The organism is Oharaeibacter diazotrophicus, assembly GCF_004362745.1.
In the GTDB taxonomy this organism is placed as follows: domain Bacteria; phylum Pseudomonadota; class Alphaproteobacteria; order Rhizobiales; family Pleomorphomonadaceae; genus Oharaeibacter; species Oharaeibacter diazotrophicus.
In genome coordinates this window covers 906,280-919,337 of sequence record NZ_SNXY01000006.1, presented here as the reverse complement: position 1 = coordinate 919,337, position 13,058 = coordinate 906,280, and the positions used below count along the sequence as shown (strand labels likewise).

The window sequence follows — 13,058 nt, the reverse complement described above, 5'->3', positions numbered from 1 at the left end:
GACGCCGCCGCGCGAATCGACTCACTCCGCCGCGGCCGCCGACGTGTCCCCGGCGAGCCAGACCGCGAGATCCGCGAGTGCACGCGCGCTCATGGCGCGGCGCTTGGCGGCGCCGCGTTCGGGTCCCTTCAGCTTGCGGCCCGGCTCCTTCGGCGGCTCGATGTCGGGGAAGAGGCCGAAGTTGACGTTCATCGGCTGGAACGAGCGCGGGCCCTCGCCCTCGACCGATAGATGGCCGCCGGTAATGTGGCCGAGCAGGGCGCCGAAGGCGGTGGTCGGCGGCGGCGGCACCGGCGTGGCGCCGGTTCGCTCGGCGGCGGCGAAGCGGCCGGCGAGCAGGCCGACGGCGGCCGATTCGACGTAGCCCTCGCAGCCGGTGACCTGACCGGCGAAGCGCAGCCGCGGCATGGCCTTCAGTCGCAGCGTCGGGTCGAGCAGGCGCGGACTGTCGAGATAGGTGTTGCGGTGCAGGCCGCCGAGGCGGGCGAACTCGGCCTTCTCGAGGCCCGGGATCATCCGGAAGACCCGAACCTGCTCGGCGTATTTCAGCTTCGTCTGGAAACCGACCATGTTGTAGAGCGTGCCGAGGGCGTTGTCCTGACGCAGCTGCACGATGGCGTGGGACTTCACCGTGGGATCGTGCGGGTTGGTGAGCCCGACCGGCTTCATCGGGCCATGGCGCAGCGTCTCGCGGCCGCGCTCGGCCATCACCTCGATCGGCAGGCAGCCGTCGAAATAGGGCGTGCCCTCGAAGGCCTTGAACTCGGTCTTGTCGCCGGCGAGCAGGGCGTCGACGAAGGCCTCGTACTGTTCGCGGTTCATCGGACAGTTGACGTAGTCGGCGCCGGTGCCGCCCGGGCCGGTCTTGTCGTAACGCGACTGGAACCACGCCTTGCCCATGTCGATGGTCTCGAAATGGACGATCGGGGCGATGGCGTCGAAGAAGGCGAGCGAGTCGCGGCCGGTCAGGCCGCGGATCGCCTCGGCGAGGGCGGGCGAGGTCAGCGGGCCGGTGGCGAGGATCACGCTGTCCCAGTCTTCCGGCGGCAGGCCGGCGACCTCGCCACGGTCGATCGTGATCAGCGGATGCGATTCGAGCGCGGCCGTCACCGCCGCCGCGAAGCCGTCGCGGTCGACGGCGAGGGCGCCGCCGGCTGGCACCTGATGGCGGTCGGCCGAGGCCATGATCAACGAGCCGGCCCGGCGCATCTCCTCGTGGAGGAGGCCGACGGCGTTGTTCTCGGCGTCGTCCGAGCGGAAGGAGTTGGAGCAGACCAGTTCGGCGAAGTCGCCGCCCTTGTGGGCGTCGGTGCCGCGCACCGGGCGCATCTCGTGCAGGACGACGGGAATGCCGCGGCCGGCGATCTGCCAAGCCGCCTCGGAGCCGGCGAGGCCGCCGCCGACGACGTGGATGGGGGAGGAGGGGGTGTTCGTCATGGCGCGGACCATAGGCCGAGCCGTCCGCGGCATCAACGCCGCGCGGGCGCGCGAGGCGCGCCGGATCCGTCCGAACAGGGCATCCCCCTGAAAACACGATCGCCCGCCGGGGGAGGAGGTCCGGCGGGCGTCGTGAGGGGCCATCGGGTGCGGGGGAGGAGATCCGCCCCGTGGCTGGTCGCGGCGAGGGAGGAGGTTCGCCGCGTATGGTCCCGGAGGCGAGCCAAGGGAGGAGTGCTCGGGTCCGGGTCTTTCAGAGCTGCTGGCGCCGGCGAGGGAGGAGGTTCGGCGGCGTGTCGCAGTCGTGGCGAGGCAGGGGAGGAGGTCCGCCTCGTCTTTCGCATCGGGCCGGTGGGAGGAGGTACCGGTTGCCGATGCTGGCCGGGGGCGCCGCGGGACCCTGGGAGGAGGGTGGGTCGAAGGCGGGGCCGCCGGATCTCTCGTTACGGGACGGTCAGCGCGCCGCGCGGCGGGCGATGGCCGGGATGTCCGAGCGGGAGATACCGAGATCGTCCAGCTCGCGGCCGCTGAGGCGGGCCAGCTCGCGGTAGGTCTCCTGGTACTTCCGGTACGAACGAAGCTTGGTGACGACGGTGTCGAACATTTTTCCGATCCACAACTTTCCGGGAGGCGCTCTCGAACCAACCGGTCCGGTGCGTCGCTCTCGACAGGGACAGAGATAGTCCAACCGGGCATGCGTCGGCAGAGGGGGTGGCGCATGACTGGAATGCAGTTGTTGCAGGGCAGCATGAACGGACCTGGGATCGTTTTCACAATTGGGTAGGATTCGCGGCGATCCCGGGGCGAGCGAACGGCGGGGCGAGGAGAAAAACCGATATCCCGTCGAGGGTTGTACGAAGGTCGAAAGTCATCGCCCCATATTCGCAGGCGCACTGCGGTTCATGTTGCAATGCACAATGACCAATACGTCAGCAGCCACCGCAACCGCTTTGGGCAATCAAATCGTTTGAAGGCCGCGGCGCGCCGCCACGGTGCGATGAAACGTTACCACGAACGGCGAAACCTCACGGCTTCGTGATCCCTGCGCCGCTCGTCCCGGCCGGAGGCGCCCGGTTCCGGCGCCGTCGTTTTTCCGCTATGCGAAAGGGTGAGCTCAGCACCCGGGGAGGCCCCATGAACCGGCCCGTCGTCAATCGCCACGCGGCGTCCGCCTGCCCGCACGATTGTCCGTCGACCTGTGCGCTCGAGGTCGAGGTGCTCGACGAGCGCACGATCGGCCGCATCCGCGGCGCCGCCGACAACGACTACACCGCCGGCGTCATCTGCGCGAAGGTCGCCCGCTACGCCGAACGCGTCCACCATCCGGACCGGCTGACCCGGCCGCTGCTGCGCACGGGGCCGAAGGGCTCGGGCCAATTCACGCCGATCGGCTGGGACGAGGCGCTCGACCGGATCGCCGAGGCCTTCCTCGCCGCCGAGGCCGCCCACGGGCCGCAGGCGGTGTGGCCCTACTACTATGCCGGCACCATGGGCCTCGTGCAGCGCGACGGCATCCACCGCCTGCGCCACGCCAAGGGCTACTCGCGCCAGTTCGACAGCATCTGTACCAACACCGCCTGGACCGGCTGGATTGCAGGCACCGGCCGTCTCACCGGCCCCGATCCGCGCGAGATCGCCAAGGCCGACTGCGTGGTGATCTGGGGCACCAACGCGGTGGCGACCCAGGTCAACGTCATGACCCACGCCATCCGCGCCCGGAAGACGCGCGGGGCGAAGATCGTGGCGATCGACGTCTACGAGACCGAGACGGTGCGCCAGGCCGACCTCGGCCTCGTGCTGCGTCCGGGCACCGACGCCGCGCTCGCCTGTGCGGTCATGCACGTCGCCTTCCGCGACGGCTACGCCGACCGCGACTATCTCGCCCGCTATTCCGACGTGCCGGAGGAACTCGAGGCCCATCTCGCCAGCCGCACGCCGGAATGGGCTGCGGCGATCACCGGCCTGACGGTGGTAGAGATCGAGGCCTTCGCCAAGCTGGTCGGCACCACCAAGCGCAGCTTTTTCCGGCTCGGCTACGGCTTCACCCGCAGCCGCAACGGCACGGTGTCGATGCATGCGGCGGCGTCGATCGCCGTCGTGCTCGGCTCGTTCCGCCACGAGGGCGGCGGCGCCTTCCACAACAACGGCGCGATCTACCGGCTCGACAAGTCGATGATCGAGGGCACCGACCGGCTCGATCCCACGATCCGCGAACTCGACCAGTCGCGGATCGGCTCGGTGCTGACCGGCGAGCCGGACGTGCTGTTCGGCGGGCCGCCGGTGACGGCCATGCTGATCCAGAACACCAACCCGATGACGGTGACGCCCGAGCAGGACAAGGTCCGCCGCGGCTTTGCGCGCGAGGATCTCTTCGTCGCGGTCCACGAGCAGTTCATGACCGACACCGCCCGCATGGCCGACGTGGTGCTGCCGGCGACGATGTTCCTCGAGCACGACGACATCTACAAGGGCGGCGGCAACCAGTACGTCCTGTTCGGGCCGAAGCTGATCGAGGCGCCGGGCGAGGCGCGCGAGAACCACTTCGTCCACGCCGAACTCGCCCGACGCCTCGGCGCCGAGCACCCGGGCTTCGCGATGACGGCGCGCGAGCACGTCGACTGGCTGCTCCGCCACTCCGGCATCGGCACGCTCGCCGAACTCGAGGAGAAGCGCTGGATCGACTGCCAGCCGCCGTTCGAGCGCGCCCATTTCCTCGACGGCTTCGGCCATCCCGACGGCCGGTTCCATTTCAAGCCGGACTGGACCCGCGTGCCGGCGCCGAACGCCGGGCCGATGGGGCCGTGGCGAGAGATGCCGGCGCTGCCCGACTTCTGGCCGGTGATCGAAGAGGCCGACGAGGCCCACCCGTTCCGCCTCGTCACCGCCCCGGCGCGCTCGTTCCTGAACTCGTCCTTCGGCGAGACCGTCTCGGGGAGGAAGCGCGAGGGCCGGCCGACCCTGATGATCCGGCCCGACGACGCCGCGCGCATCGGCCTTTCCGAGGGCGGGCGCGTCGAAGTCGCGAACGGGCGCGGCCGCGTCGTTCTGACGGCGGCGCTGTTCGACGGGCTGAAGCCGGGCGTCGTCGTCGCCGAGGGCATCTGGGCCAACGCCGACCACGAGGACGGCCGCGGCATCAACAGCCTGACCGGCTCGGACCCGGTCGCACCCTATGGCGGTGTCGGCTTCCACGACAACAAGGTGCGGCTGCGCGCGCTCGACGCCGCGACGTGAAGGGCCGGGCCAGCCCGTTGCATCGCAGCAATCTCGTTGTAAAGAGATGATGAACGGGTGCGCGGCGCGCCCGGACGGAGCAGAGCGGAATCATGGTGCGGCGCATGGGGGCGGCGGTGGCCGTCGCGGTCTTCCTGTTGGGCGGGTGCGTGTCGGCGGAAAAGCAGGCGGCGAAGGTCCCCGCCGGCAAGCCGGCGGCGGCGCAGGCCGCGGCCCCGGGTACGGCGCTGTCGCGGCAGGCGCTCGGCCGCAAGCTGCTCGACGTCTGCGTCTACGGTCAGGCCTCGGTCAAGGACGTCGACCGCCAGCGCATGATCGCCGACTGCCGCTGCGCCGCCGACACCGCCATGAAAGGCCTCGAGGGCGACAGCTTCGAGACCACCCGGTCCGGCGGCCTCACCCCGGCCCAGCGCACCGCCCTGAACGGCGGCGTCGCCGCCTGCTTCAAGCCCAAGGCGGGCTGAGGAACGCAATCCACCGCGGCCCGGATCCCGGGCCGCGTGGCCGGCCCCTTCAGGCCATGATCGCCTTGATGCCGTCGGCGACGAACTGCACCGACAGCGCCGACAGCAGCACGCCGAGGAGCCGCGTCAGCACGCTGCGGCCGGTGTCGCCGAGATGGCGGTCGACCGTGTGGGCCGCGCGGAAGACGAGCAGGCAGCTTCCGATCATCGCGGCGATCAGCACGATCAGGAGCGCCAGCGCGCCGGTCGAGGGCGCGCGCGAGGCCATCAGGATGGTGGCAGAGATCGCGCCCGGCCCGGCGATCAGCGGGATTGCCAGCGGGAACACCGCGATGTGGCGCAGGTCCTCGGGCGCCTGCAGCGAAGCGGCGGCGTCGGCGCGGTCGGCGTGGACGGCCTGCGCGGCGGTCGCCTGCTTCCGCTTCTCGCGCTTCTCGAACACCATCTCGAAGGCGATCCAGAACAGGAGCAGCCCACCGGCGATTCGGAAGGCCGGCAGGGAAATGCCGAGGAACGTCAGCACCATGGTGCCGGTGAGGGCGAAGGCGACCAGGATGATCGTGGCGATCACCGAGGCGCGCACCGCGATCGCGGAACGCATCTCCGCCGAGGCGCCGCGGGTCACCGCCAGGAACAGCGGCGCCAGCCCGATCGGGTCGATCGTGACCAGCAGCGTCGCGAAGGCGTTGAGAAGATAGTCCGACATCCCGCGGCCCCCGGATTCGCGTTCCCCCGACCATGACGGTCTTCCGCGCCGGATGCAAAGCCGGACGCGAGCGCGCGTCTTCATGGCCGGGCCGTCAGGCGAAGATGTTTCGCCGCAGCGCCCCCATTGCGCCGCATGGTCCACCTGTTGCAGGGTCGGCTAGACGGGCCGTCCACGGCGGCCCGGCGCCTTCGTGCGCGCCTAGCCCCGGATCATGCCTTCGGTGACCAAGACCGCTCCCTTCGACATCGCCGCGATCGACGCCATGACGGACGCCGCCTTCGCCGCCGCCTTCGCCGACATCGCCGAACACTCGCCCTGGGTCGCCGAGGCCGCCGCCGCGGCCCGCCCCTTCGGCAGCCGCGAGGCCATGGTCGCCGCCTTCGCCGCGGCGATCGCGGGGGCCCCGCGCGAGGCCCGTCTCGCGCTCGCCAACGCCCACCCCGATCTCGCCGGCCGTGCCGCGATCGCCGGCGAGATGGCCGAGGATTCGGTGCGCGAGCAGACCGGCGCCGGCCTCGACCGGCTGAGCCCCGAGGAATTCGCCCGCTTCACCGAACTCAACGACCGCTACCGCGCCCGCTTCGGCTTCCCCTTCATCCTCGCGGTCAAGGGCGCCACCAAGGACGTGATCCTCGCCGCCTTCGAGGCGCGGGTCGGCAACGAGCCCGAGGCCGAATTCGCCAATGCGATCGCGCAGATCACGCGGATCGTCCGCTTCCGCCTCGAAGACCGGGTGCGCCCGTGACCGCCGCGCTCGATCTCGGCCGCCGCGCCCAGGCGATGCTCGACGCGCTGGCCGCCCTCTCCGACGAGGACGGCCGGATCACCCGGCTCTACCTGTCGCCGGCGCATCGCCGCGCGGTCGACCTCGTCGCGCGCTGGATGGGCGAGGCGGGCCTGTCGGTCTCGGTCGACGCGCTCGGCACGGTCCGCGGATCGCTGCCGCCCGCGCGGTCCGGGCCGACCGCGAATCGCCGCCTGCTGATCGGCTCGCACATCGACACCGTCGTCGACGCGGGCCGTTACGACGGCACGCTCGGCGTCGTCGCCGGCATCCTGGCGGTGCAGGAACTCGCGGCGCGCGGTATCCGCCTGCCGTTCGGGCTCGACGTGCTCGCCTTCGGCGACGAGGAGGGCGTGCGCTTCCCGACCACGCTCGCGTCGTCCTCCGCGATCGCAGGCACCTTCGACCCCGCCGCGCTCGGCTCGGCCGACGCCGACGGCGTCACGTTGCGCGAGGCGCTGGTCGGCTTCGGCTGCGACCCCGAACGCATCCCGGACGCCGCCTATGCGCCGGACGACGTGCTCGGCTACCTCGAGGTCCACATCGAGCAGGGGCCGGTGCTCGAAATCGACAACCTGCCGCTCGGCGTCGTTACGTCGATCGCCGGCCAGTCGCGCTTCCATGTCACCGTCTCGGGCGAAGCCGGCCACGCCGGCACCGTGCCGATGACCATGCGCCGCGACGCCCTCGCCGCCACCGCGGAGATGATGCTCGCGGTCGAGGACGTCGCCCGCGCCGGCCGCGACGACCACATGGTCGCGACCGTCGGGCGGCTGTCGCTGGAGCCCGGCGCGGTCAACGTGATCCCGCGGCGGGCGAGCTTCACGCTCGACCTGCGCGCCGAGTCCGATCCGCCGCGCGCCGCCGCCGCCGCCGAGATCCGCCGCCGTTTCGGCGCGATCTGCGAGAAGCGCAACGTGTCCTACCTGATGGACCGCTACCACGATACGCCGACGACGCCCTGCGCCGAACGGCTGCGGAACGCCTTTGGACGGGCTGTGGACGACCTGGGGATACCGGTGCGCCGGCTCACCTCCGGCGCCGGCCACGACGGCCACGCCGTCCACGCGCTCTGCGACATCGCCATGCTGTTCGTGCGTTGCCGCGGCGGCATCAGTCACAATCCGAACGAATACGCCGAGGTCGCCGACGTCGGCCTCGCGGTCGAGGCGCTGGTCGGCGCCGTGGCCGCGGTGGCCGCGGAGGCCGACACGGCCCGAGGAGGAGGGGAGAGATGAAGTCCATCGTCGCGTCGGCCTTCGCCGACGAAGTCGCGTTCCTGAAGGCGCTGGTGCGCGTGCCGAGCGACAACCCGCCCGGCGACTGCGGCCCGCACGCCGAGGTCGCGGCCGACCTCCTCGAGAAGATGGGCTTCGCCGTCGAGCGCCATCCGGTGCCCGAGCCCTTCGTGCGCCAGCACGGCATGCGCTCGGTGACCAACCTCGTCGTGCGCCACGTCTTCGGCTCGGGCAAGGGGCCGGTGATCGCCCTCAACGCCCACGGCGACGTGGTGCCGCCGGGCGAGGGCTGGACCGCCGATCCCTACGGCGCCGAGGAACGCGGTGGCGCGATCTACGGCCGCGGCGTCGCGGTGTCGAAGTCCGACTTCGCGACCTACGCCTTCGCCCTCAAGGCGCTGATCGCCTCGGGCCTGCCGCTCGACGGCACGATCGAGCTGCACTTCACCTACGACGAGGAGGCCGGCGGCTTCGTCGGTCCGAAGTGGCTGATCGAGCAGGGCCTCTCCAAGCCCGACCTCGCGATCTCCGCCGGCTTCTCCTACGCCATCACCACCGCCCACAACGGCGTGCTCCACCTCGAGGTCGTCGTGCGCGGCCGGCAGGCCCACGCCGCCATGCCCGAGACCGGCGTCGACGCCCTCGAGGCGACCTGGCCGATCCTGAAGGCGATCTACGAGGAGCGCGCGCGCCTCGCCGGCACCATGTCGGCGCAGAAAGGCATCGGCAGCCCGAAGGTCACGGTCGGCCTGATCTCCGGCGGCATCAACACCAACGTGGTGCCGGACCGCATCGTGCTGCGGCTCGACCGCCGTCTGATCCCCGAGGAGGTCGGCACCGAGGTCGAGGCGGCGCTGATCGCGCTGATCGAGGCCGCCGCGCCGAAGCTGCCGGGCCTCGAGGTCGAGTGCCGCCGCATCATGCTGGCCGAGCCGCTGCGGCCGCTGCCGGGCGTCGAGCCGATGATCGAGAGCCTCGAGCGCCACGCCGCCGACGTGCTCGGCGTCGCCGTCGCGCCAACCGGCGTGCCGCTCTACACCGACGCCCGCCACTACGCCGCCGCCGGCGTGCCGACCATCCTCTACGGTGCCGGTCCGCGCTCGATCCTCGAGGCCAACGCCCACGCCGCCGACGAGCACCTCCAACTTTCGGACCTGAAGGCCGCCACCGAGGTGGTGGCACTGACGCTGGCCGACCTCCTGAAGGCCGACTGAACGGAGCGGTCGATACGGAGAAGCGTTCCTGGAGGGCCGCATCGCAGTCGCCGATGCGGCCCTCCTGCTTTTTCACGTCGCCGGGCTCATACGATCGTCGTCTCGACCGTGCCGACGCCCTCGATCCGGCCGGCGAGCACGTCGCCGCGCGTGACCGCGCCGACGCCCGCGGGCGTGCCCGTGAAGATCAGGTCGCCTGGCTCGAGCCGGACCAGCCCGGAGAGATGGGCGACGATCTCCGGCACGCTCCAGATCATGTCGGCGAGGTCGGCGGCCTGCCGGGTGACGCCGTTCACCGTCAGCGCGATGGCGCCGCGGTCGGGGTGGCCGATCGCGATCTTCGGGGCGATCTCGCCGATCGGCGCCGACTTGTCGAAGCCCTTGGCCATGTCCCAGGGCCGGCCGGCTTTCTTGGCGGCGGCCTGGAGGTCGCGCCGGGTCATGTCGAGGCCGGCGGCGTAGCCGAAGACGTGGTTCAGGGCGTCGGCGACGGCGATGTCGGCGCCGCCGGTGCCGATCGCCACCACCAGTTCCATTTCGAAGTGGAAGTCGGAGGTCGCGGGCGGGTAGGGCACCGGGGCGCCGTGGGTCACCAGCGCGTCGGCCGGCTTGGAGAAGAAGAACGGCGCATCGCGGGTGGGGTCGCCACCCATCTCGCGGGCGTGCTCGGCGTAGTTCCGGCCGACGCAGTGGACGCGGCGGACCGGGAACAGGTCGCCGCCGGCGACCGGCACGACGGCAACGGCGGGGGCGGGAACGGCGAAAGCCATGGCGATGCTCCTCGGGAGAGATCAGCCTGCCTAGCATCCCGAGGCGGGCGGCGGGAGGGGCGACCGCCGCGTGCGGTGCAGCACGCGCCGACCCGGCGCGCGAGAATCTGGAAACCATGCTTCCAGTGAGCCGTCCGGCGGGTATCCATCACCGTCAGGTTTTCCTTCTCCCCGCTTCAAGGAATCTGAAAGCCGGTCCCGGAAATCCGGGCTTTTCTGCAATCGGCCGACTTCGGCACGGTCCTTGCCATTCCCTTCCGAGAGCGCCGTGAGCGCCTGCGAAACGATCGGGGGAGGGAAATGGGCTCGAACATCGAGACGTTCTACGAGGTGATCCGCCGCCAGGGCATCACCCGCCGCAGCTTCGTGAAGTTCTGCAACCTCACGGCCGCCTCGCTCGGCCTCGGGCCGGTAGCCGCCACCGAGATGGCGTACGCGCTCGAGACCAAGCCGCGCACGCCGGTGATCTGGATGCACGGCCTCGAGTGCACCTGCTGCTCGGAGAGCTTCATCCGCTCGGCCCATCCGCTGGTGAAGGACGTCGTGCTGTCGATGATCTCGCTCGACTACGACGACACCATCATGGCCGCCGCCGGACACCAGGCCGAGGCGATCCTCGAGGAGACCAAGGAGAAGTACAAGGGCCAGTACATCCTTGCGGTCGAGGGCAACCCGCCGCTCAACGAGGACGGCATGTTCTGCATCGACGGCGGCAAGCCGTTCGTCGAGAAGCTGAAGTGGATGGCCGAGGACGCCATGGCGATCATCGCCTGGGGCGCCTGCGCCTCCTGGGGCTGCGTCCAGGCCGCCAAGCCGAACCCGACCCAGGCGACCCCGATCGACAAGGTCATCAAGAACAAGCCGATCATCAAGGTGCCCGGCTGCCCGCCGATCGCCGAGGTGATGACCGGCGTCGTCACCTACGTCACCACCTTCGGCCGCCTGCCCGAGCTCGACCGCCAGGGTCGGCCCAAGATGTTCTACAGCCAGCGCATCCACGACAAGTGCTACCGCCGGCCGCATTTCGACGCCGGCCAGTTCGTCGAGAGCTGGGACGACGAGGGCGCGCGCAAGGGCTACTGCCTCTACAAGATGGGCTGCAAGGGCCCGACCACCTACAACGCCTGCTCCACCACCCGCTGGAACGGCGGCGTCTCCTTCCCGATCCAGTCCGGCCACGGCTGCATCGGCTGCTCCGAGGAGGGCTTCTGGGACAAGGGCTCGTTCTACGACCGGCTCACCACGATCCGCGAGTTCGGCGTCGAGGCCAACGCCGACAAGATCGGCGCGACGGTCGCCGGCGCGGTCGGCGCGGCCGTGGTCGCGCACGCCGCGGTCACCACGGTCAAGCGCCTGACCACCAAGCGCGACTGACCGAAACCCCGTCCCCGAACTTCCCGCCAGGACCGCCACCCATGGGCATCCAGACCCCCAACGGCTTCAGCCTCGACAATTCCGGCCAGCGCATCGTCGTCGATCCGGTCACCCGGATCGAGGGCCACATGCGCGTCGAGGTCAACGTCGACGAGAACAACGTCATCCGCAACGCCGTGTCGACCGGCACGATGTGGCGCGGCATCGAGGTCATCCTCAAGGGCCGCGACCCGCGCGACGCCTGGGCCTTCACCGAACGCATCTGCGGCGTCTGCACCGGTACCCACGCGCTGACGTCGGTGCGCGCGGTCGAGAACGCGCTCGGCATCACCATTCCCGAGAACGCCAATTCGATCCGCAACATCATGCAGCTGGTGCTGCAGGTGCACGACCACATCGTGCACTTCTACCACCTGCACGCGCTCGACTGGGTCGACGTGGTCTCGGCGCTGTCGGCCGACCCGAAGGCGACCAGCGCGCTGGCGCAGTCGATCTCGGCGTGGCCGCTGTCGTCCCCGGGCTATTTCAAGGACCTGCAGACGCGTCTGAAGAAGTTCGTCGAAAGCGGCCAGCTCGGCCCCTTCAAGAACGGCTACTGGGGCCACGCCGCCTACAAGCTGCCGCCCGAGGCCAACCTGATGGCGGTGGCGCACTATCTGGAGGCGCTCGACTTCCAGAAGGAGATCGTCAAGATCCACACGATCTACGGCGGCAAGAACCCCCATCCGAACTGGCTGGTCGGCGGCGTGCCCTGCGCGATCAACGTCGACGGCGTCGGCGCGGTCGGCGCGGTCAACATGGAGCGGCTCAACCTCGTCTCCTCGATCATCGACCAGATCGTCACCTTCACCGAGCAGGTCTACCTGCCGGACGTGCAGGCGATCGGCTCGTTCTACAAGGACTGGCTCTACGGTGGTGGCCTGTCGGGCAAGTCGGTGATGAGCTATGGCGACATCCCCGAGCACGCCAACGACTACTCGCCGTCGTCGCTGAAGCTGCCGCACGGCGTGATCCTCAACGGCAACCTCGCCGAGGTGATGCCGATCGACCACGCCGATCCCGAGCAGATCCAGGAGTTCGTCACGCACTCCTGGTACAAGTACCCGGACGAGACCAAGGGCCTGCACCCCTGGGACGGCGTCACCGAGCCGAACTACGTGCTCGGCCCGAACGCCAAGGGCACCCGCACCAACATCGAGGCGCTCGACGAGGGCGGCAAGTATTCCTGGATCAAGTCGCCGCGCTGGAAGGGCAACGCCGTCGAGGTCGGCCCGCTCGCCCGCTACGTGATCGGCTACGCCCAGGGCAAGCCCGAGTTCAAGGAGCCCGCCGACAAGCTCCTGACCGACCTCGGCCTGCCGCTGTCGGCGCTGTTCTCGACGCTCGGTCGGACCGCGGCCCGGGCCCTCGAGTGCCAGTGGGCGGCGCGCGAGCTGCGTTACTTCCAGGACAAGCTGATGGCGAACATCGTCGCCGGCGACCTCAACACCGCCAACGTCGACAAGTGGGACCCGAAGGCGTGGCCGGCCCAGGCCAAGGGCTTCGGCTTCACCGAGGCCCCGCGCGGTGCGCTGGCGCACTGGATCAAGGTCGAGAACGGCAAGATCGACAACTACCAGTGCGTCGTGCCGACCACCTGGAACGGCAGTCCGCGCGATCCCGCCGGCAACATCGGCGCCTTCGAGGCGGCGCTGATGGACACGCCGATGGCCGATCCGACCCAGCCGCTCGAGATCCTGCGCACGCTGCACTCGTTCGACCCGTGCCTCGCCTGCTCGACCCACGTCATGTCGCCCGACGGGCAGGACATGGCCACCGTCACCGTGCGCTGAGG

11 protein-coding genes are annotated in these 13,058 nt (G+C 70.4%); 7 read left to right on the top strand and 4 right to left on the bottom strand.

Annotation, left to right across the window (positions count from 1 at the left end):
• Positions 1-21: 21 nt before the first annotated feature.
• Both trmFO and EDD54_RS04370 read right to left on the bottom strand, forming a co-directional pair.
• Positions 22-1,437, bottom strand: coding sequence for a methylenetetrahydrofolate--tRNA-(uracil(54)-C(5))-methyltransferase (FADH(2)-oxidizing) TrmFO (gene trmFO, locus EDD54_RS04375; RefSeq protein WP_126536230.1), 1,416 nt, complete (start codon positions 1,435-1,437; stop codon positions 22-24).
• Positions 1,438-1,891: 454 nt separating this feature from the next.
• Positions 1,892-2,041 (bottom strand): DUF1127 domain-containing protein, encoded by a 150-nt coding sequence (locus tag EDD54_RS04370; protein ID WP_126536232.1) that lies wholly within the window; start codon positions 2,039-2,041, stop codon positions 1,892-1,894.
• Positions 2,042-2,571: 530 nt separating this feature from the next.
• Between EDD54_RS04370 and EDD54_RS04365 the strand changes: the two genes are divergently transcribed.
• Positions 2,572-4,671, top strand: a complete 2,100-nt coding sequence (locus EDD54_RS04365) for a molybdopterin oxidoreductase family protein (protein WP_126536234.1) — start codon at positions 2,572-2,574, stop codon at positions 4,669-4,671.
• Positions 4,672-4,763: 92 nt separating this feature from the next.
• Positions 4,764-5,135 (top strand): hypothetical protein, encoded by a 372-nt coding sequence (locus EDD54_RS04360; RefSeq protein ID WP_126536236.1) that lies wholly within the window; start codon positions 4,764-4,766, stop codon positions 5,133-5,135.
• A gap of 49 nt (positions 5,136-5,184) precedes the next feature.
• Here the strand turns inward: EDD54_RS04360 and EDD54_RS04355 are convergent, their stop codons facing one another.
• On the bottom strand, positions 5,185-5,841 hold the full coding sequence (locus EDD54_RS04355) for a MarC family protein (protein WP_126536238.1): 657 nt from the start codon (positions 5,839-5,841) through the stop codon (positions 5,185-5,187).
• Positions 5,842-6,106: 265 nt separating this feature from the next.
• Between EDD54_RS04355 and uraD the strand changes: the two genes are divergently transcribed.
• Genes uraD through EDD54_RS04345 form a run of 3 tightly spaced genes read left to right on the top strand, consistent with a single transcriptional unit; the run spans position 6,107 to position 9,080 of the window.
• Entirely contained in the window at positions 6,107-6,589 is a 483-nt protein-coding gene (gene uraD / locus EDD54_RS23155; RefSeq protein ID WP_207620260.1) for a 2-oxo-4-hydroxy-4-carboxy-5-ureidoimidazoline decarboxylase, read from the top strand.
• On the top strand, positions 6,586-7,866 hold the full coding sequence (locus EDD54_RS04350) for an allantoate amidohydrolase (protein WP_245515631.1): 1,281 nt from the start codon (positions 6,586-6,588) through the stop codon (positions 7,864-7,866). Before uraD ends, EDD54_RS04350 begins: the two co-directional genes overlap by 4 nt.
• On the top strand, positions 7,863-9,080 hold the full coding sequence (locus EDD54_RS04345) for an ArgE/DapE family deacylase (RefSeq protein ID WP_126536242.1): 1,218 nt from the start codon (positions 7,863-7,865) through the stop codon (positions 9,078-9,080). Before EDD54_RS04350 ends, EDD54_RS04345 begins: the two co-directional genes overlap by 4 nt.
• An 86-nt stretch (positions 9,081-9,166) precedes the next feature.
• Here EDD54_RS04345 and EDD54_RS04340 read toward each other — a convergent pair whose 3' ends face one another.
• A complete protein-coding gene (locus EDD54_RS04340; RefSeq protein ID WP_126536244.1) occupies positions 9,167-9,850 on the bottom strand; it encodes a fumarylacetoacetate hydrolase family protein in 684 nt (227 codons plus the stop codon).
• 300 nt (positions 9,851-10,150) lie between these two features.
• Between EDD54_RS04340 and EDD54_RS04335 the strand changes: the two genes are divergently transcribed.
• Positions 10,151-11,224 (top strand): hydrogenase small subunit, encoded by a 1,074-nt coding sequence (locus tag EDD54_RS04335; RefSeq protein WP_126536246.1) that lies wholly within the window; start codon positions 10,151-10,153, stop codon positions 11,222-11,224.
• Between the two features lie 41 nt (positions 11,225-11,265).
• On the top strand, positions 11,266-13,056 hold the full coding sequence (locus tag EDD54_RS04330; protein WP_126536248.1) for a nickel-dependent hydrogenase large subunit: 1,791 nt from the start codon (positions 11,266-11,268) through the stop codon (positions 13,054-13,056).
• The last annotated feature ends 2 nt before the right edge of the window (positions 13,057-13,058 follow it).